At 29.4% G+C, this 26,040-nt stretch carries 31 protein-coding genes and 2 tRNA genes; 6 read left to right on the plus strand and 27 right to left on the minus strand.

All coding sequences use genetic code 11. The features are described from left to right. Positions 1-107: 107 nt before the first annotated feature. The 19 genes from C4R78_RS06255 to aroC all read right to left on the minus strand — a co-directional run bounded on the left by C4R78_RS06255 (position 108) and on the right by aroC (position 15,410). Positions 108-2,516, minus strand: coding sequence for a penicillin-binding transpeptidase domain-containing protein (locus C4R78_RS06255; RefSeq protein ID WP_146057673.1), 2,409 nt, complete (start codon positions 2,514-2,516; stop codon positions 108-110). Positions 2,517-2,527: 11 nt separating this feature from the next. Next, on the minus strand, positions 2,528-3,028 hold the full coding sequence (gene mreD / locus C4R78_RS06260; RefSeq protein WP_103896229.1) for a rod shape-determining protein MreD: 501 nt from the start codon (positions 3,026-3,028) through the stop codon (positions 2,528-2,530). Positions 3,029-3,042: 14 nt separating this feature from the next. Next, on the minus strand, positions 3,043-3,876 hold the full coding sequence (gene mreC / locus C4R78_RS06265; protein ID WP_103896230.1) for a rod shape-determining protein MreC: 834 nt from the start codon (positions 3,874-3,876) through the stop codon (positions 3,043-3,045). A 14-nt stretch (positions 3,877-3,890) separates the two neighbouring features. After that, complete coding sequence (locus tag C4R78_RS06270; RefSeq protein WP_103896231.1) at positions 3,891-4,922, minus strand: rod shape-determining protein; 1,032 nt, start codon at positions 4,920-4,922, stop codon at positions 3,891-3,893. A 16-nt stretch (positions 4,923-4,938) separates the two neighbouring features. After that, positions 4,939-5,625, minus strand: a complete 687-nt coding sequence (radC, locus tag C4R78_RS06275) for a RadC family protein (protein WP_173689749.1) — start codon at positions 5,623-5,625, stop codon at positions 4,939-4,941. Further along, positions 5,612-6,205 (minus strand): Maf family protein, encoded by a 594-nt coding sequence (locus C4R78_RS06280; RefSeq protein WP_103896232.1) that lies wholly within the window; start codon positions 6,203-6,205, stop codon positions 5,612-5,614. Before C4R78_RS06280 ends, radC begins: the two co-directional genes overlap by 14 nt. 8 nt (positions 6,206-6,213) lie before the next feature. Next, entirely contained in the window at positions 6,214-6,429 is a 216-nt protein-coding gene (locus C4R78_RS06285) for a DUF4321 domain-containing protein (protein ID WP_242971208.1), read from the minus strand. Between the two features lie 149 nt (positions 6,430-6,578). Then, entirely contained in the window at positions 6,579-7,196 is a 618-nt protein-coding gene (locus C4R78_RS06290; RefSeq protein ID WP_103896234.1) for an SPOR domain-containing protein, read from the minus strand. Between the two features lie 39 nt (positions 7,197-7,235). After that, the gene (locus C4R78_RS06295) at positions 7,236-7,709 is read right to left on the minus strand and encodes a C40 family peptidase (protein ID WP_103896235.1); all 474 of its coding nucleotides are present in this window, start codon (positions 7,707-7,709) and stop codon (positions 7,236-7,238) included. Positions 7,710-7,731: 22 nt separating this feature from the next. Continuing rightward, positions 7,732-8,373 carry a lactate utilization protein gene (locus C4R78_RS06300; RefSeq protein ID WP_103896236.1) on the minus strand — a complete coding sequence of 214 codons (642 nt, stop codon included), beginning with the start codon at positions 8,371-8,373 and terminating at the stop codon, positions 7,732-7,734. After that, positions 8,374-8,886, minus strand: coding sequence for a GNAT family N-acetyltransferase (locus C4R78_RS06305; RefSeq protein WP_103896237.1), 513 nt, complete (start codon positions 8,884-8,886; stop codon positions 8,374-8,376). 141 nt (positions 8,887-9,027) lie between these two features. Further along, a tRNA-Leu gene (locus tag C4R78_RS06310) sits at positions 9,028-9,111 on the minus strand. A gap of 46 nt (positions 9,112-9,157) precedes the next feature. Then, complete coding sequence (locus C4R78_RS06315; RefSeq protein WP_103896238.1) at positions 9,158-9,691, minus strand: lytic transglycosylase domain-containing protein; 534 nt, start codon at positions 9,689-9,691, stop codon at positions 9,158-9,160. Continuing rightward, positions 9,684-10,295 carry a dephospho-CoA kinase gene (coaE, locus tag C4R78_RS06320; RefSeq protein WP_103896263.1) on the minus strand — a complete coding sequence of 204 codons (612 nt, stop codon included), beginning with the start codon at positions 10,293-10,295 and terminating at the stop codon, positions 9,684-9,686. Before coaE ends, C4R78_RS06315 begins: the two co-directional genes overlap by 8 nt. An 8-nt stretch (positions 10,296-10,303) precedes the next feature. Then, positions 10,304-12,859, minus strand: a complete 2,556-nt coding sequence (gene polA / locus C4R78_RS06325; RefSeq protein WP_103896239.1) for a DNA polymerase I — start codon at positions 12,857-12,859, stop codon at positions 10,304-10,306. 71 nt (positions 12,860-12,930) lie between these two features. After that, positions 12,931-13,707: a hypothetical protein gene (locus tag C4R78_RS06330; protein ID WP_103896240.1), complete on the minus strand. Its 777-nt coding sequence runs from the start codon at positions 13,705-13,707 to the stop codon at positions 12,931-12,933. Between the two features lie 5 nt (positions 13,708-13,712). Beyond that, a complete protein-coding gene (locus tag C4R78_RS09715) occupies positions 13,713-13,973 on the minus strand; it encodes a sigma-70 family RNA polymerase sigma factor (RefSeq protein WP_103896264.1) in 261 nt (86 codons plus the stop codon). A gap of 8 nt (positions 13,974-13,981) precedes the next feature. Beyond that, positions 13,982-14,257, minus strand: coding sequence for an RNA polymerase sigma factor (locus C4R78_RS09675; RefSeq protein WP_103896241.1), 276 nt, complete (start codon positions 14,255-14,257; stop codon positions 13,982-13,984). Next, the gene (aroC, locus tag C4R78_RS06345) at positions 14,226-15,410 is read right to left on the minus strand and encodes a chorismate synthase (RefSeq protein WP_103896242.1); all 1,185 of its coding nucleotides are present in this window, start codon (positions 15,408-15,410) and stop codon (positions 14,226-14,228) included. Before aroC ends, C4R78_RS09675 begins: the two co-directional genes overlap by 32 nt. A 150-nt stretch (positions 15,411-15,560) precedes the next feature. Here aroC and C4R78_RS06350 point away from each other — a divergent pair, with 150 nt between their 5' ends. The 3 genes from C4R78_RS06350 (at position 15,561) to C4R78_RS06360 (ending at position 16,805) form a co-directional block, all read left to right on the plus strand. After that, positions 15,561-15,878 (plus strand): hypothetical protein, encoded by a 318-nt coding sequence (locus tag C4R78_RS06350; protein ID WP_103896243.1) that lies wholly within the window; start codon positions 15,561-15,563, stop codon positions 15,876-15,878. Positions 15,879-15,923: 45 nt separating this feature from the next. Next, positions 15,924-16,010, plus strand: a tRNA-Leu gene (locus C4R78_RS06355). Between the two features lie 90 nt (positions 16,011-16,100). Beyond that, complete coding sequence (locus C4R78_RS06360) at positions 16,101-16,805, plus strand: hypothetical protein (protein WP_103896244.1); 705 nt, start codon at positions 16,101-16,103, stop codon at positions 16,803-16,805. Positions 16,806-16,843: 38 nt separating this feature from the next. On the opposite strand, the gene C4R78_RS06365 is transcribed toward C4R78_RS06360, so the two are convergent. Genes C4R78_RS06365 through thpR form a run of 4 tightly spaced genes read right to left on the minus strand, consistent with a single transcriptional unit; the run spans position 16,844 to position 19,687 of the window. Continuing rightward, positions 16,844-18,256: an aminopeptidase gene (locus tag C4R78_RS06365; protein ID WP_103896245.1), complete on the minus strand. Its 1,413-nt coding sequence runs from the start codon at positions 18,254-18,256 to the stop codon at positions 16,844-16,846. A gap of 47 nt (positions 18,257-18,303) precedes the next feature. Further along, positions 18,304-18,867, minus strand: coding sequence for a 5-formyltetrahydrofolate cyclo-ligase (locus C4R78_RS06370; RefSeq protein WP_103896246.1), 564 nt, complete (start codon positions 18,865-18,867; stop codon positions 18,304-18,306). Positions 18,868-18,878: 11 nt separating this feature from the next. After that, positions 18,879-19,121, minus strand: coding sequence for a DUF896 domain-containing protein (locus C4R78_RS06375; RefSeq protein ID WP_103896247.1), 243 nt, complete (start codon positions 19,119-19,121; stop codon positions 18,879-18,881). A gap of 17 nt (positions 19,122-19,138) precedes the next feature. Next, entirely contained in the window at positions 19,139-19,687 is a 549-nt protein-coding gene (gene thpR, locus C4R78_RS06380; protein ID WP_159945849.1) for an RNA 2',3'-cyclic phosphodiesterase, read from the minus strand. Between the two features lie 100 nt (positions 19,688-19,787). Between thpR and mtnP the strand changes: the two genes are divergently transcribed. From mtnP to C4R78_RS06395, 3 genes are read left to right on the plus strand one after another with little or no spacing between them, the layout of a single operon-like run. Beyond that, positions 19,788-20,576 (plus strand): S-methyl-5'-thioadenosine phosphorylase, encoded by a 789-nt coding sequence (mtnP, locus tag C4R78_RS06385; RefSeq protein ID WP_103896249.1) that lies wholly within the window; start codon positions 19,788-19,790, stop codon positions 20,574-20,576. Between the two features lie 13 nt (positions 20,577-20,589). Beyond that, the gene (gene mtnA, locus C4R78_RS06390; protein WP_103896250.1) at positions 20,590-21,618 is read left to right on the plus strand and encodes an S-methyl-5-thioribose-1-phosphate isomerase; all 1,029 of its coding nucleotides are present in this window, start codon (positions 20,590-20,592) and stop codon (positions 21,616-21,618) included. 4 nt (positions 21,619-21,622) lie between these two features. Then, the gene (locus C4R78_RS06395) at positions 21,623-22,279 is read left to right on the plus strand and encodes a class II aldolase/adducin family protein (protein ID WP_103896251.1); all 657 of its coding nucleotides are present in this window, start codon (positions 21,623-21,625) and stop codon (positions 22,277-22,279) included. A gap of 21 nt (positions 22,280-22,300) precedes the next feature. On the opposite strand, the gene glpX is transcribed toward C4R78_RS06395, so the two are convergent. The 4 genes from glpX to pckA form a co-directional block, all read right to left on the minus strand. Beyond that, positions 22,301-23,281: a class II fructose-bisphosphatase gene (gene glpX / locus C4R78_RS06400; protein ID WP_103896252.1), complete on the minus strand. Its 981-nt coding sequence runs from the start codon at positions 23,279-23,281 to the stop codon at positions 22,301-22,303. Positions 23,282-23,425: 144 nt separating this feature from the next. Continuing rightward, on the minus strand, positions 23,426-23,803 hold the full coding sequence (locus C4R78_RS06405) for a phage holin family protein (protein WP_103896253.1): 378 nt from the start codon (positions 23,801-23,803) through the stop codon (positions 23,426-23,428). 115 nt (positions 23,804-23,918) lie between these two features. Continuing rightward, complete coding sequence (locus tag C4R78_RS06410; protein WP_103896254.1) at positions 23,919-24,344, minus strand: YaaR family protein; 426 nt, start codon at positions 24,342-24,344, stop codon at positions 23,919-23,921. 111 nt (positions 24,345-24,455) lie between these two features. Continuing rightward, a complete protein-coding gene (gene pckA, locus C4R78_RS06415) occupies positions 24,456-26,033 on the minus strand; it encodes a phosphoenolpyruvate carboxykinase (ATP) (protein WP_103896255.1) in 1,578 nt (525 codons plus the stop codon). Positions 26,034-26,040: the final 7 nt, after the last annotated feature.

A 26,040-nucleotide genomic window follows, 5' to 3' on the forward strand; every position in this document is an offset into this window, starting at 1 on the left:
AGCTTAGCTGATTTTTTCGTTTTATTATTATTTTATCATACAAAACAAACTAAAAAAATACATAACCAATATAAAAAGCTGTCGCTTTTTGCTTAAACGACAGCTTTTTAATGGTCAAAAGTAGAACTTTTTTGAATCTCTGTAGATTTATTAAGCCCAAAATACTGTTCATAAATTGCTTTTGCAACCGGTGCTGCATAACTTCCATGTCCTGCATTGTAGATAACTATTGCAACAGCTATTTGTGGATTGTCATAAGGTGCAAACCCTACATACCATCCATAGGCTGCACGTCCTTTACTCTTTAAATACTTATCAACAGAAGCACTACCCGTTTTCCCGCCTGTTTGTATTGGAAAATTTCTAAAAGTAGAGGATGCCGTTCCTCCCTCCTCTGTAACCTTTTTCATTCCTTCTTTAATAGCATCTATATATTTAGAATCAATGTCTATTTTTTGAATAAGTTCGGGTTTATTTTCATATTTTAAGGTTCCATCTGGATTTAAAACTTTTTTTACTAAATGAAGTTTATACCTATAACCTCCATTAACAAGGGTCGATATATAACTTACCATTTGCAAAGGAGTTAAATCAGTATATCCTTGACCTATAGCAGCGTTTAATATTTGATACAACTTGTTAGCATCTGTGTGCAAATACTCCATTTCATATTTAATATACTTTTTAGCATTTTCATTTAAAATTCCTATAGAATCTAATAAATTTTCATCATATTGCCCAGATATTAACATATTTCTTAGTGCTTTATATCCTGCAGTATCTTTGTTAATATAAATGCCATACTTTCTCTTTAAATTTTCCCTAATATTTAACAAAGTAACATCAACGTTGCTTTTTACAATTTTTTGAGGATTTGCAACTTCTCCTGGACTTTCTTCGATTTCTATTCCTGTATTAGGAGATTCTCCTGTTTTAGGATCTGATACAAGACCAAATTTATTAGCCCATTCATAAAATTTTTCTTTTCCTAAACGTTTAGCAACTTCAAAGAAAAAGTAGTTGCATGATACTTGAATAGCTTTTGCTACATCCACAGGTCCATGGGTTCTATGCTTCTCATTCCATATCCAACAAGCACCATTAAATCCCGGTAAACCGTCATATACCCCTTTATCATAAATTATAGTATCTGGTGTTATAACACCTTCTTCAAGCCCCATAAGTGCAACTAACGGTTTAAAAGTTGAGCCAGGAGATACAGCACCTTTTGTTGCATAATTATAAGTAGGAAGTGGAGTTATACCATATACTCCATTTTGTGGCCATAAATAATCTATAAGTTCTTTTGGAGGAGAACCTTTTTCTGCAAACCAATTAGGATCAAAACCCGGCCTACTAGCTAAAGCTAATATCTCACCTGTTTTTACATCAACTACAACTGCAGCGCCTATAGTAGCATTTGGGTATGGCGCATCTGTTTTTATCTTCCCTGTTCTTATATTTTTCATTGTCTCATCAAGGGCCTTTTCTGTAACCTTTTGAAGATCTAAATCAATAGTGGTTACAACAGTATCACCAGGAACAGAATCTAAACGAGCTGTTTCTCGTATAATTCTTCCAAATTTATCAACATCAACTTCTATTCCCCCTGGTTCACCTCTTAATGATATGTTTAATTCTTTGTTATTTTCTAAGACCTTTTCTAGCCCCTGCTTTCCTACCAATTCTCTGCTTAAATCATAACCTAAGCTAGAATAATAATCTTTCTCTTCTTCACCAATTTTGCCTATATAACCTAAAAATGCAGAACCTACCTCACCATTTGGATATTTTCTTAATGGTGCAACCTCTGTTAGTATTCCTGGCAATTGATTTCTGTAATATTCTATTGCAAGGGCAGTTTTTTTAGCTACATTTTTGGCTATATAAATTGCTCTATACTGAGAAAACTTGGATTCTTGTAGCATATGCCTAAAAGCCATCAATCTTAAAGCTTCTTCTAAAGTCATATTATACTTAAAATTTAAGTTGTTTTTATCATAGGAAGTTAAAATATCAAACTTTTTCCCAAGCTCAATAAATGTCTGTCTTGCATCTAAATTTTCATTAAGGGAATATAATTCTTTAAATTTTTTTTCCCTTTTTTTGTTTATCTCATAATCGTTGGAACCAAAATCAAAATAAAAAGAACCGCTATTATAAACAATAGGGAAAGTTGGCGTATTAATTTTAGCTTCATCCCCATTTTTTATTATAAGCCTTATGGTTTCTAATAATACTTTATTTATCTCATCATTATCTAATTTTGATTTCACGTTATTATAAGTAACATTAAAACTTTGCACATTTGTTGCAAGCTTTTGACCATTTCTATCCAATATTTCTCCTCTTGGTGCTATCTCATTAATAAATTTTCTTCCCTTTTCTTCTGCCAAAGTTCTATAATATTCTCCATTTATCACTTGAAGGTAAAATATTCTTGAAATCAATGTAATAAATATTATATAAACAATTACTTTAAAAACAGCAACCCTCGTTGCTTCCTTTTTATCCATAAAATCACCTTCTAAAATTTCCACTCTTTTTGTAAATAACTATAAATAATCCCCTTTAAAAGGTTATATAAAAATTTTGACACAAGCATATTTAATGTTACTTCAATAATAAAATCTTGTTTTAAAACACTTAAAAAATCAATACTTATAGAAGCTATATAATAACTACTAAAGTATATAAAATATTTAAAAAGTGTAAATGTAAAAGTTAAAAACAATAAAATAACTGTCTTTTCTTTATATATCTTTTTTTGAATTAAGGCTAATAAATATGCTGTAATAACATAAACAATAGAATTAACACCAAATATATAAGGTAAAAAGCTATCAAACACTATTCCTGTAAAAAATGCCACCAAAAAAGATTCTGCTTCATCTAAAAGAAGAGAGGAACAAATTATAAACACTAAAACTAGATCAAAATTTATATTTTGAATAAGGCTTGACAAAAAAGCTTGCTGTAAAATCACAGAAAAAATACCCAAAACTACAAACACAAAAACCCTTTTCACATTACATTACTCCCCTATTTGATAATAACCATAACTTTTTCTAACTTATTAAAATCCACTGCAGGTCTTATATAAGCAAGTTTTGTTAAATTAGGTTTTTCATCTTCAATGTAAGTAATTTTTCCAATTAAAATATCGTTTTGAACTAAGCTTGAATCCTCAGTGATTATGTTTGTTGTAACCACTAAATCCCCTTCCTTAGCCTTAGTATCAAAAGGAAGAAGAGTTATTTTACACTGCTTATCTTTATTTATAGTTTTTACCCCACTAACAAGCCCTACTTCTTCTGTTGAAGAAACTTTAGCAGGAATATTAGCCATCTCATCAAGTAGAGTCATAACCTTAGAACTATTCTGATTAACTTCAATTATTTGCCCTACAAAACCATTTCCTGCTATAACATATTGCCCCTTTTTTACTCCATCTTTAGCTCCAACATCTATTAAAATGACATCAAACCAATCTCTACCTACCTTGGCTATAACATTAGCTCCTATAAGCTTTAAATTAGCGTTAGAATTTTTAAAGTTTAACAAACTATTTAACTCTTGATTTTCTCTTTTAACTTTATCATAATCTACCAGTTTTAGCCTTAATTCTTCAACTTCTTTTTTTAACATATCGTTTTCTTTTTTCAAGTTTGCAATTGAAGATACAAAATAAAAAACATTACTTATTCTTTGCCCTGCTTTATAAAGATTTTTTTGTATAGGTTGCAAAGTAATGCTTATAATATTTTGAAACAGGCCAGTGTTTCCTTTATGGCCTGCTGTAATACCAATAAATATAGTAAATGCAAGACAAAGAACAAGCACTATAGTAAGTAGCTTGTTCTTTATAAAATCCATATTAATCCCTCTTTCTATCTAGACTTTGAAAAGCCAAAGCCCCTTGATGAAAGCCTATCTATATATTCTAACGCTTTTCCTGCTCCGATAGCAACACAATCTAAAGGATTTTCTGCAATATGGACAGGAATATGCGTTTCATTATTTATCAACTTATCTAATCCTCTTAATAAGGCTCCTCCTCCTGTTAGCATAATACCCTTATCCATAATATCTGCAGCAAGTTCTGGTGGAGTTTTTTCAAGAGTATATTTTATAGCATCAACTATTGCAGTTACTGGCTCTTTAATAGCTTCCCTAATCTCAGATGAAGTAATTTGTATAACTTTAGGAAGTCCTGAAACTAAATCTCTACCCTTTATATCCATTGTTCTTTCTTCATCATCTGGATAAGCTGAACCTATTTGTATTTTTATTTGTTCTGCAGTTCTTTCTCCTATCATTAGATTATATTCTTTTTTAACATAGTTAACTATAGCCTGGTCAAGTTCATCTCCTGCTATTCTTAAAGATTTGCTTGTTACTATTCCATCTAATGAAATTACCGCAACTTCTGTTGTTCCACCACCTATGTCAACAACCATACTTCCTGTCGGCTCATTCACAGGAAGTCCTGCTCCTATAGCTGCCGCCATAGGCTCTTCTAAAAGATGAACTTCCCTTGCTCCTGCTTGCTTAGTCGCTTCTTCTATTGCTCTTTTTTCAACTTCAGTTACTCCTGAAGGATAGCAAACAACTATTCTAGGTCTTACAAAGGCTCCCCCATTTGTAACTTTTTGAATAAACCTTTTTAACATAGTTTGAGTTATATCAAAATCTGCAATTACTCCATCCTTTAAAGGTCTTATTGCCACTATATTTCCTGGAGTTCTTCCTATCATTTCTTTTGCTTCATCTCCAACTGCTAATACTTGCTTTGTATTATCATTCTTTATAGCAACAACGGATGGTTCCCTAAGAATTATCCCTTTTCCTTTAACATATATTAATGTATTAGCTGTTCCTAAGTCTATACCCATATCCTTTGAGAATCCAAATAATGCCATATACTTATCTCCTTTCTTAAATCAGATTTTTTTCTTTTAAACTTATATAACAACCATCTCCTATAATTATATGATCTAAAAGATCTATGCCAATAATTTTTCCAGCTTCATATAATCTTTTAGTAACATCAATATCTTCTTGGCTTGGACTTGGATCGCCTGATGGATGATTGTGACAAATTATTATGGAAAAACTACTTCTTTTTATAGCCTCACAAAAAACTTCCCTTGGATGAACAATTGAAGAATTTAAATTACCTATTGATATATCTTTAATATCCATAACTACATTTTTTGTATTAAGCATTATAACTCTAAAATGTTCTTTTTTTAAATATCTCATATCCTCTCCTAAAAGTTCAAAAACATCCTTAGGAGAAGTGATCTTAACTTTATTATGATTTCTTAACCCTTTTAACCTCTTTCCCAATTCAATAGCAGCCTTTATTTGGGCAGCTTTAGCAACTCCTATTCCTTTAATCTTGCTTAAGTCTTCAAAAGAGCAGCTACACAAAAAATCTAATCCTTTATGATTTATTATGCTATGAGCTAGATCAATTGCACTTAAATTTTTTGTTCCTGTTCTTATTAAAATAGCTAAAAGCTCTGCATTAGATAAAACTTCAGGACCATACTTAATAAGCCTTTCACGTGGTCTTTCATAAGGGGGTATATCCTTAATTTTGAAATTACTCAAAATCAACACTCCCTCTTAAAAGATTAACCCCCACTTCCCTCAACATTAAATTCAACTTATATATAGGAAGTCCAACAACGTTATAGAAACATCCATCTATTTTCTTAACAAATAAACCACCTATACCTTGAATGCCATAAGCTCCTGCTTTATCAAAAGGTTCTTTTGTCTTTATATAATCATTAATCTCGAAATCTGTCAACTCTTTAAAAACAACTTTTGTAATCTCATAATCACAAATCAAAAAATTTCTAAAAACATCATAAACACAAATACCTGTTATAACCTCATGAGTGCTACCACTTAATTCTTTTAACATATAATAAGCATCCTTTTCATCCTTTGGCTTTCCAAAAATTTTTTGTCCTTTTGCAACAATTGTATCTGCAGAAATTATAATAGATTTTCTATCTACTCTATTTGAAACTTCTAAGGCCTTACCTCTTGCCAGTTCGATTGAGAGAACTAAAGGATTGTTAATGTTTAAATTCTCCTCAAAATTTGACGGAATAACCTCAAAATTAATATTAAATTTTCTTAGTATTTCTATTCTTCTTGGTGAAGAAGAAGCTAATATGATTTTCATAATATCACCTACATTTTTTTGTAAATAAAAAATGCTATAATCATTCCTAACATAGTTAACATGTTAATTTTAAAAGTCATTCCAAAAGTTAAAGCAAAAAACTTTAAATCTAAATACATAGGTTTTAAGCCTATTACATAATCTTTTTGCAAAAATGCAAGAACTTTTATAGCTTTTCCTAAAAGTTCCCCAAGTAAAGTTCCTGCTAACCCAAAAACTAACATAAGAATTATTAAGTAACTAATCCCCCTGTAATTATACTTCCCCATAATTACTACTCCTTTAATAAATTTTTAACATTTTATTAAATTTTAAACTATAAAAAACTAACTAAACCTCGTAAATAGTATATCATTTCAAAAAAATGTGCAAGTTAATCTTGCACATTTTTAAATTTTTTAATGTAAAATATCTCATTAGCCAGATTTTTTAAACAGCTATTTATATCTTTATTTCTATAATTTTTTATAAAGTTTTCACATTCAACATTAAATTCCTTAATTTTACAGTAATTAATTGATAAATTTTCAAAACTTCTTTGATTTTTTAAAATCATTAACTGCTCATCAACAATTTTACAAAGTTGTATAGCATTCTTTTCGGTAAACTCAACAACTTTTATTATGTATGATATATTACTTTTTTTCAAGTAATCTTCATATTTTTTTATAATATTTTTATCATTATCTATCCATATCAAAACTCTATATGCATTATCGCTATGTATTACCGTAGCATAAAACTTTTTACTATTAAGCATCTTAGCATAATTTTCTGCATTGTTTTTATTTTTAAAATAACCTGCCTGAACAAAGTAATATACATATTTATTTTTTTTACTAATATCATTTTTATAAATCAATGCCGAAGACTTTATATTTAACAAAGAGTAAGTAAATAAAAATATCATACTAATAATAATAGATAATGCTATTAAAAATTTATTCATCATAGGTTTCTTTTTATCAAACTGTATTCTAACATATCTCATAATGCTCCCCCCCCACACAAAAATAGATAGAGCTGTGCTCTATCTAAATACTCTTACTGCCCCAACATATCTTTTCAAATAATATGAATCATTTAAGCTAGTTATTGTAACATAACCTTTTCCAGATGATGCGTGAATAAATTTACCGTTGCCTATGTAAATACCCACATGCGAAATCCCTTTTCTATTTGTGTTAAAAAACACCAAATCACCTGGGAGAAGCTGAGATTTTGAAACTCTAACTCCTATTTTATACTGCTCCTTTGAACTATGTGGAATATTATATCCAAAACATCTATAAACATAAGATGTAAAACCTGAACAATCGAATCCAAAAGGAGTTTGGCCACTATATCTATACCTTGTGCCTAAAAATCTTGTTGCATAGCTTACCAGCTGAGGTCCTCTAGATAAAGCAACTTTGTTTCTTTGATCTAAACTATTAGCTTTAGTGTGAACTTGTAAAACCACTAAAAAAAACATTGCAAATAAAATTATTTTAAATCTTTTCATGCTGCTACTCCTTTCTTAAGGTTTAAAATCCCAACTCTTTTTTCACTAATATTACAATTCCTCTTCCTTTTACATTTTGTCGGTATGTAACTAAATAATGATTGCATATTCTCTCATCAGAATTACAATCTAAACATTTTGCAACTTCTACGCAAGGTGTTTTTCTTAACAATCTTTTTGAATTAATAGGTGCTGTATAATTTCTTACCCTTTCATATGCCTCATCAAGATCCTTTACTATCTTATTATAACCCGCTATTACAATAACCTTTTTAGGACCAAAAATCATTGCTGCAACTCTATTGCCATTGCCATCTAAGTTAACAAGATATCCTTGTTCTGTAATAGCATTAGAGCTTGTAATATAATAATCTGCAAAAAAGGATTTTCTATGTAATTCTAAAATTTCTTCCTTAGTTAACCCCTCTTTATATCTATCTAAAAGCTCTATATCTAAATTTCTTAAATGGTCAATTATTCCACCATCCAAAAGGGTCATAGAACCTCCAAAGGATACAGTAGATTTTTTATCAATTAAATTTGACAACAAACTTTTTACTTCATCTAAATCATCAACGATATAAACCTCATAATTGTTTTTCTCAAGAGCTTGTTTTACTCTTTCTAGTCTTTTTTGTAAATACCAATTAACATTTTGATTCATTTATTTCACTCCTTTCATTAAAATATTAACAGGTTTATCATTTAATTTAAAATACTCAGAGGTTCTTTCAATTATATACCCATTTTTAATCCAAAACTTTATACTCTTCTCGTTATCAATAGAAACAATAGCATAATATTTTAATACATTATATTGAAACTTTAAGTAGTCTTCTACAAGTTTTAAAATGTAACTTCCTAATCCTAATCTCCTAAAAGATTTTTTTAAAATATAAGTTAAAAACCATACCTCCAAAACACCCTTATTTTCTAATCTTCCTTTTAATATACCTAACATTTCATCCTCTTTATAAATACCACAGAAAAATTCTAAAGGATCAACTAGACTTTCCATATACTTTTCTTTAATAAATTCTAAGTTTATCTTTTTATCATAACCGATACTTAAAAGATTATCAGAATCTTCATTGATAAAATTTAATACATCTACAAGGTCACTAAGAGAGATATTTTTTACTTTAAAATCATTGCTTGCAATATTAATAAGTAACAATGTATCACCTACTTAAAAATTTTACTTATTTATTTAATTCAACAAACATTCAAAAAATCCTTTTAGAAATTTTACTACAAAAAAAACAAAAAATTCGGATAAATCCCAGCAAAATAAAAAAAGGACCTTTAAAAGGTCCTTTGGTGCGGAGAGCGGGACTTGAACCCGCACGGGATACCCACACGCCCCTCAAACGTGCGCGTCTGCCAATTCCGCCATCTCCGCTCGACACCAATAATAATATCAAAATAATATTATTTTGTCAATATTTTTATATAAACTTTTTTTCATAAAGCCATTTGTATTTGTAATAATAACACTTGACTTTTTTTATATAAAGCTTTGTTTCTTTATATGGAAGTTCATTAGGTGAAACATTGTTTTTAATCCACCTTCTAACATTTCCTTCCCCTGCATTATAAGCAGCTAATGAAAAATCAATATCATAATTAAAATCCCTATATAACTTAGATAAATAAAATACGCCAAATTTTATATTTATTTCTGGATCATATAAAAACTCTCTACTAAAATACCTTTCATTTAACAACTTAGCAATATATTCTCCAGTTTTTGGAGTTATTTGCATCAAACCTATAGCTCCTTTTCTAGATTGGGCACATTCATCAAAATTACTTTCTGCCTTTATTAAGGCAAAAACTAAGTATGGATCTATATTATACTCTTTAGAATATTTAAAAACATATTCTTTATATTTTATTGGATAAAATAATTTCATTATATTTTTAAAATTAAAAATAAAAAACAAAACTACAAGTAAAATCAACAAATTTTTTTTATACATTTATCTCCTCCATACCTAGAATGCTATTTAAAACACGATCTACCTGTTTTTTTGTAAAATCTATATCTTTGCTATTATCTATTAAATAGTCTGCATATTTTTTCTTTTGTTCAAAACTCATTTGGGAATTTATTATGTTTATAGCCTCTTCTCTTGATAAATTGTCCCTTTTCATTAGTCTTGATATTTGTATTTCTATATCGCAATATACTAATATTACCTTATCAACAAATTTATGAAAATTAGCTTCTATAAGCAAGGCAGCATCCAATACACAAATTTTTTCCCCCTTGCTTTTTAAATCTTCAATCTTGATTAATATTTTTTTTAATATTTCAGGATGTGTTATTTCATTTAAAACTTTAAGTTTATTATAATCATTAAATACTATATTTCTTAATTTTTTTCTATCAATTTCTCCATTTTCACTTAATATTTCTTCCCCAAAAAATTCAACTATTTTTTTATACGCTACTTCACCTGGCTTTACAATCTCCCTAGATATTCTATCAGCATCTATAACAACAATTCCTTTTTCAGCAATGATTTTTGAAACAGTAGACTTACCCGTTGCAATTCCTCCAGTTAAACCAACAACCAACAAATTATCACCTACTTTGCAAGATACCAATTTTCACCATAATTAATATCAACAACAAGAGGAACTAACAATTTTATTGCATTTTCCATTTCTGTTTTTACTATCATTTTTACTATTTCAAGTTCATCTTTATAAACTTCTAATACAAGTTCATCATGAACCTGTAAAATTATTTTTGATTTTAAGTTTTGTTCTTTTAGCTTATTATATACTTTAATCATAGCCACTTTTATAACATCAGCTGCCGACCCTTGAACTGGAGTATTCATAGCTAATCTTTCGCCAAGCATTTTTAAAGTTCTATTAGAAGATCTTATTTCTGGAATATATCTTATTCTGTTTAAAATAGTTTTTACATATCCTTTTTCTTTTGCAAACTGTATAGTCTTTTCCAAATATTCTTTTACACCCTTATAACGTTCAAAATACTTGTCAATATATTCTTTAGCCTCTTTTTTTGATATCTTTAAATCCTTTGCCAATCCATAATCTGACAAACCATAAACAATTCCAAAATTAACCGTCTTTGCTCTACTTCTTTGAAGGGGAGTAACTTCTTCAATTGGAACTTTGAAAATCTCTGAAGCCGTTCTTGCATGAATATCCTGTCCTTTTAAAAAGGCATCAATTAAATTTTCATCTTTAGATAAATGAGCTAGTATCCTTAACTCTATTTGAGAATAGTCAGCAGTCAATATCAAACAATTTTCATTAGATGGCACAAAAGCCTTTCGTATTTGCCTTCCTTGTTCTAATTTTATAGGTATATTTTGTAAATTTGGTTCAGTACTTGATATTCTACCTGTTGCAGTGACAGTTTGATTAAAATTTGAATGTATTTTCCCATCATTAGATATAGCATCCTTTAAACCATCTATATATGTTGTTTTTAATTTTGTAAGCTGTCTATATTGTATTACCTTTTCTACTATTACATGATAAGAAGATAACTCTTCAAGAACCTCTGCATCAGTTGAATACCCCGTTTTTGTTTTCTTTACAACCGGAAGTTTAAGCTTTTCAAATAAAATAGTACCAAGCTGTTTAGGAGAGTTAATATTAAATTCTTCACCTGCTAAATCATATATTTCACTTGTTAATCTATCTATTTCCTCACTTAATTGAAAACCTATGCTATGCAAAGTTTCTTTATCAACCTTAAATCCAGCAATTTCCATATCCGATAAAACTTCTACAAGAGGCAGCTCAACTTTAAAGTATAAAGATATAAGATCTAACTCCTCCATTTCCTTAAGCATTTTTTCTTTTATAACATCTAAATGATTAATAAAATAACATGCTTGTTTAATAACATCATCAAAACTAAGCTGCTGACCTAAATACTTATTAATCAAATTCATCATAGAATAGTTATTAAGAGATGGATTCAAAACATAGGCAGCTATTTCTGCATCGAAATTAACATTTTTAAGTTGTATATCTCTTTCTTTTAAATAATTATACACAATCTTTGATGAATATGTATTTTTTTCTATTTCATTATTTGAAAAAATATCATAGAATTCTTTTATCAAATTTTCAGGTATGAAAATACCATTTTCAATTGTCATTCCTAATATACTCTTTTTATCTTGAACAAAACAAAAATTAAACTTGCTATTTAATGCTATACTTTCCTTTATTTTATTTATATCTTCTATTGCATCAATTTTTTTTAAATTAATATCCTTTTCCTTATCTTCATAAGAAACCTTTGAAAGAAGGCTATTAAACTCCAGTTTAATAAAAATATCTCTTACTTTATTCTTATCACAATTTTTTATTTTAACATCATCTAAATTAATATCCACAGGAACCTCTAAATTAATCGTAGCTAACTGCCTACTAAGGTATGCTATTTCTTTATTTTCTCTTAAAAGTTCTCTAATTCTTATAGGATTTATGCTTTCTAAGTTACTATAAATATTATCTAAATCTTTATATTGTCTTAATAACTTTAAAGCAGTTTTTTCCCCTATTCCTGGCACACCTGGTATATTATCTGATGAATCTCCCATTAGAGCTTTAAGATCAATTATCTGAATAGGATTTATACCAAATTTATCTCTTATGTAATTTAAATCATACTTTTCTATTTCTGTAACACCTTTTTTAGTTAATAATACATTTACATTATCATTAACTAATTGCAAAGTATCTCTATCTCCAGTTACTATAAAAATTTTAAGGTCACTTCCTGCGTATTTTTTAGATATTGTTCCAATTATATCATCTGCTTCATATCCTTCAACTTCTAAAATTCCAATATTAAAAGCCCTTAACAATTCCTTTACAGGTTCAAATTGCTGTGCTAGCTCATCCGGCATCTTTTTTCTTCCCGCTTTATAATCGCTATATTTTTCATGTCTAAAATTTTTCCTACTTTTATCAAACGCAGCAATTATATAATCAGGAGATATTTCTTCAAAAATCTTAAAAAGCATTAAAGTAAAACCATAAACTGCATTTGTAGGCTGACCATAAGAAGTGTTCATAGGAGGCAATGCATAAAAAGCCCTATTGAGTAAGCTATTAGAATCTATAATTACCATTTTCTTCATTGTCATTCTCTCCTCAAATAAAAATTTAATTGACATATTAATAATATAAAAAAACTTGCCAACATGGCAAGTTTAAATTACTCTATTATTAGTTTTATAGTTATAGCGTTATCTTTTTGAACATCCGACATTTTTTTAATAAGTAAACCTTCTTCAGATATAATTTTATTTAATTCTTCAAATTTTTCTATGCTTATTGCATACAAATCTTGAGCTATTTTTTGAGAGTTGTTATTTATAAAATCAATAACCTTTGTATTATTGCTTTTGCAAATAACTTCATATTGATATAAAATTACAGCTTGAGATAAGGATGATGGAATATTATTCATATTTGTTTTTGAACTAAACTTATCAGAAGCAACCAAAGACGTCACTTGGTTTTTAATCGCATTACTATTATTATCTGCTTCATTTTTTAAGTTATTATTAATACTTCGCTGAACTTTTTTATTTGAAACTTCTTTTTTACTTAAAGAAGTTTTATTTAAACTTTTTGCACTCTGTTTTTCGACACTTACTTTTTTATCAGTATTCTTAACTTCCACTTTAGTATTTTTCTCTACATTTTTAACTTGAATTTTAAATGGCTTTGAAACAATCCTTGCTTCATTTTTATTTACAACTTTATTTAAATAAGCCCCTGCACCTATAGTAAATATAAATACAGCAGCTGCTGCATATAAATATCTTTTTAAAGAAAACCTTCTTGCATATTCTATATTGGGTTTTAAACTACTCATTATATTATCATGCATACTCTTAGGAGGTTCAACTAGCAAACTATTTAAAAGTCCTCCTTCAAAATCCAAATCATCTTTGAATAAATTGTCTATATATTTTTTCTCTTTCAATATAATTACCCCCTTTTTATCCCACATTTTATAAGCTCATTTTTTAATGCTTCGCGGGCTCTATTTAATCTAGACTTAACAGTTCCTAACTCTATTCCTAATATATTAGCAATCTCTTGATATGTAAGACCATGTATGTCTCTTAAAACTATTATAATCCTAAAATCTTCATTCAGTTTTAAAAGGCAACTTTTTATGATGCTTTTTAATTCCTTAGTTTCTAGTTCATCTTCAGTATTATTTATAGTTTCTCTTTCAACAGCAATAAATTCATCTAAAGATAAATCATTTTTCCTTTTTTTATATAATCAAGACAAGTATTATAAGTTATTTTATGTATCCATGTAGCTAGTTTGCTATTACCTTTAAAGTTAGCTAAAGCCTTATATATCTTAAATGCTACTTCTTGAGTTACATCCATAGCATCATGTTCATTTTTTAAAATATAATAAGCTAAGTTATATATCTTTTTTTCATACTTACTAAATAAAATTTCGAAAGCTTTTACATCGTTTTCCTTACTTTGTTGAATTAGCAAAACTTCTTCCATAATTTTTTCCCCCACCAACCCTTAAATTATAATGATTATAAGAATTTATTACATCTGCTAAACTATCCCCGGAAAACTTATTTAAAAATTCTTTTAAAATTTCATAAGCTAAAACACTTTCAACAACAACAGCTAAAGAGGGAACAGCACAAACATCTGAACGCTCATATCTGCTTTTAATTTTATTTCCATATATATCCACAGTCTCAAATTCTTTCTTTATAGAAGGAATAGGTTTCATATATGCTCTAACAACTATGGGCATTCCTGTTGTTATTCCACCTTCAATTCCTCCTGAATTATTAGAAGCTCTTTTAAAAATTCCATCTTCAAAAATTATTTTGTCATTAAACTGACTTCCTTTAGTTTCTGATCCTTTAATCCCTTCTCCTATTTCTACTGCTTTAACTCCTTGAATAGACATTACACTTCCTGAAATCAAATAATCCATTCTTCTATCATAAAACGAATAACTTCCTAACCCCTGAGGAACATTGAAAGCTATAACCTCTACTGCCCCCCCTAAAGTATCTCCTTCTTCCCTTGCCTTATCAATTAAATCCATCATTTCCTTTTCAACTTTTTTATCTAAACATCTCAGAGGTGAATTTTCTATAATATTTACAATTTCATCAGAATATTCCTCAACTTTTGTTGTATCTACTATATTTCCAATCTTAACCGTCCTGCTAATAAATTTGACGTTAAAAACTTTTAAAAGTTCCATACAAATAGCACCAACTGCAACTCTTATTGCCGTTTCCCTTGCACTAGCTCTTTCAATTACATTTCTAATATCATCTAAATCATACTTTAAAACACCATTAAGATCTGCATGACCAGGTCGTGGAACTGTAACTTTTTCTTTATATTCCTTTAGATAATCCATTATTTCTTTCCAATTTTCATAATCTTTATTATGTATTGCTATACATATAGGTGCTCCAGTAGTTTTTCCTCCTCTTATACCTGAAATTACTTCTATTTTGTCGCTTTCTATTTTCATTCTTGCTCCTCGTCCATATCCCTTTTGTCTTCTTGATAAAAATTTGTTTACACTTTCAAAATCTATTTCAACATTTGAAGGGAATCCTTCTATTATAGCTACAAGCATTTTTCCATGAGATTCTCCAGCATCTAAAAATCTCAACATTATTTCACCTCATTTCGACAACATTTTACAATATTTTTATATCTATACCATCATAAGAATATTTTACCACAAAGCATTAAAAAATAATATTGTTTATAAACTAAAATGCTGTTATAATATTTTTGACACTAAAAATGAAAGGGGATTTAGATGTTTTTAAAGCAACTTGGTATTGTTTTAGCAATAGTTTTTATATCATTAATACTTTTTAATTTAATTCGCCCTTATATCTTAAAATCAAAAATAAAAAAAATACATATTGTAATGCTTTTATTTATATTTGCTATAGTTCCACCTTTATTTAAAGTATTCTACGAATCTATTATATTTCAGTATACACAAATGATTCTGGTATCCTTAGCGACCCTAGCCTTTGTAGATATGCTGACTATTGAAAAAATGGCTAAAAAGAAACAAGTAATTGGTCGCCCTAAGCCAAAACCAAGAAGAGCAAAAAACAATAAATAGTATATTGACGGAAATAAAATTCCATGTTAATATAATATTGTCCTTGCCGAAGTGGTGGAACTGGCAGACGCGCCGGACTCAAAATCCGGTGGGGTAAAACCCGTGCGGGTTCGACTCCCGCCTTCGGCACCAAGGTGGCTAAATGCCACCTTTTTATTTTGTCTTTTATATACATATAAACCTCCAAATTGTATAATATATATAAGAAGTGGAGGTGTTTATATGGAAAAGGAACTTGTTATATATGATGATAGAGAATCTATTTCTGAAAAACTTATAGAAAGGGAAATAGAACAATTTAAATTAATACAAAATTTTATTAAAAGCCAAATGAAAGAGGGAGAAGATTACGGAAAAATACCAGGAAGCCCAAAACCAAGTTTATTCAAACCAGGAGCCGAAAAACTTTGTAACCTTTATGGTTTTACTATAAGCGTAGATATACTTGAAAAAGTAGAAAATTGGAAGGAAGGATTTTTTTATTATCTTTGTAAATGTTCACTAAGAAGCAAAAAAACAGGTGAAATAATTTCAGAAGGATTAGGCTCTTGTAACAGCAAAGAAACAAAATTTGCAAAACAAAATCCTTATACAATCGTAAATACAATACTAAAAATGGCTAAAAAAAGAGCATTAATAGATGCTACCCTTTCAGCCACAAGAACATCTGGAATATTCACTCAAGATATTGAAGATATGGAAGAGCTCTTGGTAACTGATGAGAACACAGAAACAAAAGAAGATAAAATCGATTATGCCACACCAAATCAAAAAAATTATATAATGAAACTTGCCAAAGATAAAAATCTAAGTGAAGAACAACTAAAACAACTCACTCAAAAACTTATAGGAAAAAACGAAAGCAAAGATTGGACTAAAGATGATGCTTCAAAAATAATTCAGGAGCTTAAAAATTATCAAAAATAACATCGCATAAAAGATTAAAAGGCAGGAAATCCTGCCTTTTATGCATATTGGAAGAATACTTTATAAGCTTTATAAGTTTCATATATGTCTGCTTTGCTTGCTATTTCCCAAGGAGCATGCATGCTTAATAGTGCTACACCACAGTCAACAACTTCCATTCCATATTCAGCAAGTATATATGCAATAGTTCCACCGCCACCTTGATCAACTTTTCCAAGTTCTCCTGTTTGCCAAGTTATATTATGTTTATTAAATAAATCTCTTAAAAATCCTACAAACTCAGCATTAGCATCGTTGCAGGAATATTTTCCCCTTGAACCAGTATATTTTGTAATTACAACTCCTTTACCCATATAAGCACTATTTTTCTTTTCAAGAACACTTGGATATATTGGGTCAAAAGCTGCAGTAACATCAGCTGAAAGCATCTTTGAATTTGAAAGCGCTCTTCTTAACTTCAATTCGCTATATTCTCCTTTTAATTCCATTACTTCTGCAACTACATTTTCAAAAAATCTAGAATGCATACCAGTTGCACCATTGCTTCCTGTTTCTTCTTTATCAGCAAATATTGCAACACAAGTTCTTTGAGGATTTTCTATTTCTAATATAGCTTCTAATGATGTGTATGCACATACCTTATCATCATGACCATATGCCATAACCATACTTCTGTCTAGACCTACATCCCTTGCCTTTCCTGCAGGAACTATCTCAAATTCAGCTGTTACAAAATCTTCTTCATCAATTCCATAACGCTCATTTAAAATTCTTAAAATATTTAACTTTATTCTTGATTTTGCTTCTTTATCTTCTATTGGCTGGCTTCCAAATAATACATTTAAATCTTCACCTTCTATTCCCTTAGCAAGCTTCTTTTCCATTTGATCAGCTGATAAATGTATTAAAAGATCTGTTATGTAAAGAACAGGATCGTTTTCATCTTCCCCTATAACTATATTAATTTTTTCCCCACCTTTTTTAACTACAACTCCATGAAGCGCTAATGGAATAGTAACCCATTGATATTTCTTTATTCCTCCATAATAATGTGTTTCTAGAAGGGCAAAACCTTCATCTTCATATAAAGCATTTGGTTTTAAATCTATTCTTGGAGAATCTATATGGGAACCTATTATATTCATACCCTTTTCCATAGGTTCATTTCCTATAACAAATAAAACCACTGATTTATCCCTGTTAACAGCATATATTTTATCTCCAGCAACAAGCTTTTTATTAACGTTTATAGCTTCATATAAATCTATAAATCCTTTTTCTTTTGCCATTCTTACTATTTCTGTTACAGCTTCCCTTTCTGTTTTTGCTTTATTCATAAATTCTTTATACCTTTCTGCAAAATCCATCATTTGTTTGTAATCTTCTTGGGTTATTTTATCCCATATAAAATCATATTTTTTTGTTAGGTTTTCTAAAACATTCTTTGACATAATATTTCCTCCTTTTTAAAAATTTTAAAATATTCAACATTATTTTATCACTTAAAATCCTTAACTTCAATTATCTGTTCTTCAGTTATGATACAGTTCATTATAACATCATGCTCTTGTTGAAAAACATCATCTAAAAGTTGAAATGAATAACAAATACCTATTTTTAATCCTTTATAATCACATAAAAATCTATCGTAGTAACCTGCTCCATAACCTAATCTAAAGCCGTCCTTTGAAAAAGCCACTCCAGGAACTATAACTATATCAATATCATTCTTATCTATAACTTCAAAAGTTTTAGGTTCTAATATACCATATTCTCCTACAATAAGATCTTCAAAAGAATTAATTTTACAAGGTAAAATCTCTTTAACATCTTTCAAAACTTTAGGTAAAATAACTTTTTTACCTTTATTAAAACAAATTTCTATCAAACTTAAAGTTGAAACTTCATTTTTTATAGGATAATAAAGCATAATATTATTTAGCTTATTTAAGTCAACAACTTTAAGTAAATTATCTATTACTTTTAAACTTCTTTTTTCTACTTCTTCCTTCGAAAGCATTAACCTTTTTTGCAACATACTTTTTCTTAAATCACTTTTCATTAATATCACCCTTAATGTTTATGATTGCAGTGAGAATGCCCACAACAGCCCCCTTTTTCCTTTTTAAGTTTTTCATATTCTTCTGGAGTTACAATTTTAATGCTGTCAAGCTGTGCCTTAAGGCTTTGCTTTATAGCATCCACATATAATCTCCTTAAATAAGCCTGCTCTTTTTTTTCTTCTTCTGTAAGCGTTCCTTCCACCTGCTTTTTATAAAGTTCATTTATTCTAGCTATTTGTTCTTTAGTTATCATAATAACCATCCTTTCATTTATTTTAAATATAAAATTTTTAATGGAGTATATATTCTTTTCCCTTCAATTTCTTCACTTTTCATTATTATAATTTTATCAAAAACAATATTGTCTATCTTTATACCTTTAACTTTTTCTTTTAATTCATCAAAGGATATATTTAAATCCACATCCTGAGCTATTGTAACATGAGGAATAAATTTGTTATCTTTTTTAAATCCAAACTTATTTGTAATTAAAAACACTTTCTCAGCTATATTTTTTATTTTTTCCAATTCCCCATGGACTTTTAAATATATTGTCCTTATATTATTACCACTTACAAAAGCATCAATTCCTTGTAAAAAAACTTTCACCTTTGAAAAACTTTTTGCAGCTTTTAAAAGCTGATCGTATATTTCATTAACTGTTGACAAATCTGTTTCTCCTAAAAACTGTAAAGTCAGATGAAAGTTATTATAATATTTAAACCTTCCTTTATTTGAATTATCTTTGATTATTCTTTGAATATTAGCGATTTGTTGCTTAGTTTTTAAATCAAAATCAAAAGTAATAAAAGTCCTCAACTTATCACCACCAATCAAGTTTAAAATTATAACAATAAATGCTATAATTATATACTAAAGAAAAAAAACATTTATGTAAATATTAAAGGAGTGAAATATTTTGAAACGTATCGCTATAATAGGCGGAACTGGAGTTTATTCTCCAGATATCTTTAAAAATTCAAAAGAAATAGAAGTAAGCACACCTTACGGTAATGTAACCTTATTAGAAAGTCAACATTCTGAAGCCATTGTTTATTTTCTTGAAAGACATGGTAAAAATCACAAATTGCCACCCCATAAAGTTAACTACCTTGCAAATATATATGCTCTTAAACTACTAAATGTTGAAAGAGTTCTTGCAACTGCAGCTGTAGGCTCTTTATCTGAAAAGCTATCTCCTGGAACTTTTATAATTTTAGATCAATTTATCGATTTTACTAAAAATAGGCCATCAACATTCTTTGATGGAAGCAACGGGGTAGTACATATTGATATGACTGAACCATATTGCCCTGAACTTAGAAATATACTAATACAGTCCTGTAAATCATTAAAAATTAATTTTAACGAAAAAGGAACATATGTGTGCACAGAAGGCCCAAGATTTGAAACTCCAGCAGAAATAAAAATGTTTAAAATACTAGGTGCTGATGTTGTTGGCATGACTAATTTCCCTGAAGTTGTTCTTGCTAGAGAAGCCAACTTATGCTATGCTACTGTTGCAATGGTAACTAATTATGCTGCTGGTATATCAAAATCAATTTTAACCCATAAAGAAGTTATGGATAATATGGCATCAATGACAGAAAACATTAAAAAATTATTTTTAACAGCCATTGAAGGTATTCCTTATGCTAGAAATTGCAATTGTAAAAATGCTACTTTAGAACTTGGAAGTTTAAAGTAAAGGGGAAGTATATATGAATTCTATAATCTGGTCTAAATTTAAATTAAGTTTACTAGATCAAAGACTTTTACCTTTAGAAGTTAAATACATAGAATGCACTTCATATCTTCAAGTAGCAGAAGCTATAAAAAATATGGTAGTAAGAGGTGCCCCTGCTATTGGTATTGCAGCAGCGTATGGTGTAGTTCTTGGCGCTAGAGAAGTTTTTTCTAATAATGCTACTGAATATGAAAAAAATATGCAAAAAGTATTCGAAACTCTTGCATCTACTCGTCCAACTGCAGTTAACCTATTTTGGGCATTAAATAGAATGAAAGATAAGTTTTATTCTTCATTAAAATCTGATTTAAACAAAGTAATTGAAACCTTAGAAAAGGAAGCTAACTCAATTTATTTAGAAGACCTTGAATTAAATAAAAAAATAGGAGAATATGGCGCCTCTTTGCTTCCAAACAAGTGTACAGTTTTAACCCATTGTAATGCAGGTGCTCTAGCAACTGCAGGATGGGGAACAGCTCTTGGGGTTATAAGAAGTGCAAAACAAATGGGAAAAGATATTAAAGTTTTTGCAGATGAAACAAGACCTCTTTTACAAGGCGCAAGATTAACTACTTTTGAACTTTTAAACGATGGCATAGATGTGACATTAATTTCAGATAACATGGCAGGATACGTTATGAAGCTTGGACTTATAGATGCGGTTATAGTTGGGGCTGATAGAATTGCTGCTAATGGAGATACAGCAAATAAAATAGGAACTTATGCTCTTTCTGTTTTAGCAAAGGCTCATAAAATTCCTTTTTATGTAGCAGCACCATATTCTACGTTTGATTTGAATATAAAAAACGGAGATGAAATACCAATAGAAGAAAGAAATCATGATGAGGTAAGAAAAATTTTTGATGTTAAAATAGCTCCTGAAAATGTAAAAGTATTTAATCCTTCCTTTGATATAACTCCTCATGAAAATATCACTGCCATAATAACAGACAGGGGAATAATCTATCCTCCCTATGAAGAAAACATCAAAATTATGAGGTGAGATAATGGATATACAAAACCTTAAAAAAGAAATAATATACTACGGTCAAGAAATAAAAAAAATAGGATTAGTAGTAGGAACATGGGGAAATATAAGCGCTCGTTTTGAAGATAAAGTATTAATAACCCCAAGCGGAATACCATATGAGAAGCTCTCAGAGGAAGATATAGTAATTTGTGACTTAAATTGTAATATAATAGATGGTAAACATGCCCCATCTACTGAGCTTATTGCACATGTAGAAATATACAAACACAGAAGGGATGTAAATGCAATAATACACACCCATAGCATATATGCATCGGCTATTGCAGTTACAAGAAAAAACATACCGGCAATAATAGAAGATATGGCTATGATAATTGGTGGCGAAGTTCCATGTGCCAAGTATGCCTTCCCAGGAACAAAAGAACTGGCAGAAAATATAATTGAGGTGTTAGAAAACAAAAATGCTGTTCTTCTTGCAAACCATGGTGCAATATCCCTAGGCAGAAATTTAAAGGAAGCCTTTAATGTTTGTCAAATATTAGAAAAGTCTGCTAAAATATATATTTTAGCAACTCAAATAGGAATGCCAAAACCCCTTGCAATAGAAGAAGTAGAAAAAATGAGAGAAATTTATTTAAATAAATATAGTAAAAATGAAATTATTAAAAATTAGGCTGTCCACGTAAAGGACAGCCTAAAATTCTTCTTTATAATTAATTAAACTTTTTTCTAATTTATGAACCGCATCTACAAACCTTATAACTTTCGTTTTTAATCTCATTACAACTGAATGTGTATAAGCAGTATCTCCTTTATATGTTACTCCTTTTAAAAGATCGCTATCAGTAACAGCAGTAGCTGCAAAATATACATCATCGCCTTTTATAAGATCATCTGTAGTTAAAACACAATCGACATCATCAATTCCTGCTCTTTTGCACATTAATATTTGCTTTTCATTCTGAGGCAATAGTTTAGCTTGTATCTCTCCACCCAAACATTTTAAAGCTGCAGCAGCCAATACACCTTCTGGAGCTCCACCTATTCCATATAATACATCAACTCCAGTATCTTCAAAAGCTGTAGCTAAAGCTGCGGCAATATCACCTTCTCCAAATATTTTTACTCTAACTCCAATTTCCCTTAGTTTCTTTATAAATTCTTCATGTCTTGGTCTATCTTGTATCATTACAGTTAACTCTTTTAAATCCTTATTCAAAGCTTCTGCTACGTTTTTAAGATTAGTTTCAAGGTCCCCATTTAAATCAATAGCACCCTTTGCTTTTGGGCCAACTGCAATCTTTTTCATGTAAATTTGAGGAGCTCTAAAAATATTTCCTTTTTGTGAAATAGCAACAGCACTTATAGCATTAGGTCTTCCCTTAGCTACAAGTATATTTCCATCAATAGGATCAATAGCTATATCATACTCAACCTGTCCATCCTTCCATTGACCAACTTTTTCACCAATATATAATATAGGAGACTTATTTATTTCTCCTTCTCCAATAATTACTCTACCTTTTATAGGTAATAATTCAAAAGCATGCCTTACACCATTAACAGCTGCTATATCTACTTGCTCAATACTACCTTTCCCTAAAAGCTTAGAACAAGCAAGCGCTGCAGCCTCCGTTACCCTAACAATCCCCATAGCAATGTCAAACTTTTCCATAATATACCCCCATATTATTTTTTCTGGATATATTATAGCATATAATTTAATTTATTGAAATATAATATACATCATTTGACATAAAAAATATCACATTAAACAAAAAATCCATAAAGGAAAAACCTTTATGGATTTTTTAAGCTTTTAAGACATTTGTGAAAAAACATCTGTAGGAACTATCATATCTAATATACCAATAACTAAAGCTGCTAAAATAGCACCCCATGCAGTTACTGCAACTCCTGCTACTATAAATTGAGTTAAATAAATTATGGCTGCTGAAATTAAAAATCCCACTATACCTCTTCCAAAAGGTGAAGCATCAAGTTTGAAAACTAATCCTATTATATAATCTAAAAGTGAAATCGCAATCGCAGCTAAAATAGCCGTTCCAAAACCAGCTACTCTAAACCCTGGAACTAAAAAGCTTGCAATTACAAGTATAACAGCATTTACTAAAAACTTTACTATAAGCCCAATCAAACTAACATCCTTTTTTTCTTTTTCTTTATTTTCTTGCATATTTCCACCTCCATTATTATTTTAAGCAAAAAAAATAAAAAATATACAAAAAGTGCCTTCAAGATAACTTGAAGGCACTTTTGACAGTCCCAAGATGAAATGTAAAGACGTAAAATCATCTATAAACATCTATTAAAAGTCCTTTTATTTCCTCTATCCTATCAGCTAAATTCATTATTTCTTTTTGAGATTCTAAAAGCTCTCTAGTCAACTCATCTACTTTTTTATTTATAACCTCAATCTTTATGTGCAAACCATAGTTAAATGGACCAGGTTCCTTTTTTAAAATATATATATTTTTTACAACAAAAGATAGATATTCTTGAATTTTAGCTTTATATTTTCTTGCATCTTCCAAGCTTCTTGTTGAAATAAGTCTTTTTCCTAAATAATCTATCTCCTTTAATAAATTTTGCAGCTGCTCCTCGGTTTGTTCTTTATTTGCAAGATCTAATGCCAGCGAAAAATCTTTTTCTACCTTTGACTTTTCCATAGGCACTATATTTTTAGAGTTTCCAACTTCTATTTTTCTTATTCTCATAAGGCAGCACTCCCTGTTTAATATATATTTTTATTGTAAACCCTAAACAAAAAATATTCAATATAAGGCCCTAAGAAGTAAAATACTTCTTAGGGCCTTTCTAGCTTTATATTACAAAACACTTGGAGCCGCCTCTATTATTTCATTTGATAAATCTCTAAACTTTTTAATATTTTCATAGAATCTAATAGCTAATTCTTTAGCATATCTATTATATTCATCCTTTGAATGCCAAGTATTTATAGGATTTAATATTTCTGATGGAACATTAGGACATTCCTTTGGAACTAAAACTTTAAAAATAGGATGCTCAACATATTTTACTTTTTCTAGATCTCCATTTATAGCCGCTCTAACCATGGCTCTTGTATAATTTAAGTCCATTCTTTTTCCAACCCCGTATGGTCCTCCGCTCCAACCTGTATTTACTAAATAAACATTAACATTATGTTTTGTTATCTTTTCACCAAGCATCTTTGCATAAACTGATGGATTCATCGGCATAAAAGGCTCTCCAAAACAACATGAAAAAGTAGCTTGAGGCTCAACAATTCCTCTTTCTGTTCCTGCTAATTTGCTTGTATATCCTGATATAAAATGAAACATAGCCTGTTCCTTTGTTAATTTTGAAATAGGAGGTAACACTCCAAAAGCATCTGCTGTTAAAAAGAGTATTGTCTTTGGATGACCTGCAACTCCATCTAAAACAGCATTTGGAATATATTCAATAGGATATGCGGCCCTTGTATTTTCAGTATATCTATTATCCGAATAATCTGGAATACCATTTTCATCTACAACTACATTTTCTAATAAAGAACCAAATTTTATTGCTTCATAAATTTGAGGTTCTTTTTCTTTTGAAAGATTAATACATTTTGCATAACATCCACCTTCAAAGTTAAAAATGCCATCATCTGACCATCCATGCTCATCATCACCTATAAGTCTTCTTTCTGGATCTGCTGATAATGTTGTTTTTCCTGTGCCTGAAAGTCCAAAAAATAAAGCTACATCATCATCTTTTCCCATATTAGCTGAGCAGTGCATAGGAAGAACATTGGATTGTGGAAGCAAGAAATTCATAGCAGTAAACATAGATTTTTTCATTTCTCCACAATAGTGGGTTCCACCAATTATTATAATCTTTTTAACTAAATCTAGTATTATAAAAACTTCAGAATTTGTTTTGTCAAGCTCTGGAATAGCATTAAAATTAGGCGCACTTATTACAGTAAATTGAGGAATAAAATTTTCAAGTTCTTTTTGTGTTGGACGAATAAATAATTGTCTTACAAACAAATTATGCGCTGGAAGTTCATTTATAAACCTAACAGAATGTGTATACCTTCTATCAGCCCCAATAAATCCATCAAATACATATATATCTTTTTTTTGTAAGTAAGCTGTTAATCTTGCATAAATTCTTTCAAAAGTTTCTGGACTTATAGGTTTATTAACTTTACCCCAATTTATCATTCCGTGTATTTCAGGATAATCAACTATAAATCTATCCTGAGGAGATCTTCCTGTATATTTTCCAGTGTTTATATTTAAAGCACCTGTATCCGTAATAACTCCTTCTCCTCTTTTTATAGCATGCTCAACAAGCTTTGCTGCAGGTAAATTATGATATACATTTCCTAAATTAACTAAATTCATCCTTTTTAAATGTTCATACAATGACATTTACTAT

Source organism: Caloramator fervidus (assembly GCF_900108045.1).
In the GTDB taxonomy this organism is placed as follows: domain Bacteria; phylum Bacillota; class Clostridia; order Clostridiales; family Caloramatoraceae; genus Caloramator; species Caloramator fervidus.

Excerpts from the sequence above, each read along its gene's own strand:
- C4R78_RS06280 (WP_103896232.1), bottom strand. The coding sequence starts at position 6,205 with ATGAAAATCATATTAGCTTCTTCTTCACCAAGAAGAATAGAAATACTA.
- C4R78_RS06300 (WP_103896236.1), bottom strand. The coding sequence starts at position 8,373 with ATGAATCAAAATGTTAATTGGTATTTACAAAAAAGACTAGAAAGAGTA.
- polA (WP_103896239.1), bottom strand. The coding sequence starts at position 12,859 with ATGACAATGAAGAAAATGGTAATTATAGATTCTAATAGCTTACTCAAT.
- C4R78_RS06370 (WP_103896246.1), bottom strand. The coding sequence starts at position 18,867 with ATGAAAAGTGATTTAAGAAAAAGTATGTTGCAAAAAAGGTTAATGCTT.
- C4R78_RS06410 (WP_103896254.1), bottom strand. The coding sequence starts at position 24,344 with ATGAGAATAAGAAAAATAGAAGTTGGAAACTCTAAAAATATAGTGCCT.
- pckA (WP_103896255.1), bottom strand. The coding sequence starts at position 26,033 with ATGTCATTGTATGAACATTTAAAAAGGATGAATTTAGTTAATTTAGGA.
- C4R78_RS06365 (WP_103896245.1), bottom strand. The coding sequence starts at position 18,256 with ATGTCAAAGAATGTTTTAGAAAACCTAACAAAAAAATATGATTTTATA.
- C4R78_RS06360 (WP_103896244.1), top strand. The coding sequence starts at position 16,101 with ATGGAAAAGGAACTTGTTATATATGATGATAGAGAATCTATTTCTGAA.
- C4R78_RS06295 (WP_103896235.1), bottom strand. The coding sequence starts at position 7,709 with ATGAAAAGATTTAAAATAATTTTATTTGCAATGTTTTTTTTAGTGGTT.
- glpX (WP_103896252.1), bottom strand. The coding sequence starts at position 23,281 with ATGGAAAAGTTTGACATTGCTATGGGGATTGTTAGGGTAACGGAGGCT.
- C4R78_RS06255 (WP_146057673.1), bottom strand. The coding sequence starts at position 2,516 with ATGGATAAAAAGGAAGCAACGAGGGTTGCTGTTTTTAAAGTAATTGTT.
- C4R78_RS06315 (WP_103896238.1), bottom strand. The coding sequence starts at position 9,691 with ATGTATAAAAAAAATTTGTTGATTTTACTTGTAGTTTTGTTTTTTATT.
- mtnA (WP_103896250.1), top strand. The coding sequence starts at position 20,590 with ATGAATTCTATAATCTGGTCTAAATTTAAATTAAGTTTACTAGATCAA.
- C4R78_RS06290 (WP_103896234.1), bottom strand. The coding sequence starts at position 7,196 with ATGAGATATGTTAGAATACAGTTTGATAAAAAGAAACCTATGATGAAT.
- C4R78_RS06395 (WP_103896251.1), top strand. The coding sequence starts at position 21,623 with ATGGATATACAAAACCTTAAAAAAGAAATAATATACTACGGTCAAGAA.
- C4R78_RS06270 (WP_103896231.1), bottom strand. The coding sequence starts at position 4,922 with ATGGCATTATTTGGATTCTCAAAGGATATGGGTATAGACTTAGGAACA.
- C4R78_RS06350 (WP_103896243.1), top strand. The coding sequence starts at position 15,561 with ATGTTTTTAAAGCAACTTGGTATTGTTTTAGCAATAGTTTTTATATCA.
- C4R78_RS06405 (WP_103896253.1), bottom strand. The coding sequence starts at position 23,803 with ATGCAAGAAAATAAAGAAAAAGAAAAAAAGGATGTTAGTTTGATTGGG.
- mreC (WP_103896230.1), bottom strand. The coding sequence starts at position 3,876 with ATGGATTTTATAAAGAACAAGCTACTTACTATAGTGCTTGTTCTTTGT.
- C4R78_RS06375 (WP_103896247.1), bottom strand. The coding sequence starts at position 19,121 with ATGATAACTAAAGAACAAATAGCTAGAATAAATGAACTTTATAAAAAG.
- C4R78_RS09675 (WP_103896241.1), bottom strand. The coding sequence starts at position 14,257 with ATGGAAGAAGTTTTGCTAATTCAACAAAGTAAGGAAAACGATGTAAAA.
- aroC (WP_103896242.1), bottom strand. The coding sequence starts at position 15,410 with ATGTTGAGATTTTTAGATGCTGGAGAATCTCATGGAAAAATGCTTGTA.
- C4R78_RS06285 (WP_242971208.1), bottom strand. The coding sequence starts at position 6,429 with ATGTTAGTTTTTGGGTTAGCAGGAACTTTACTTGGGGAACTTTTAGGA.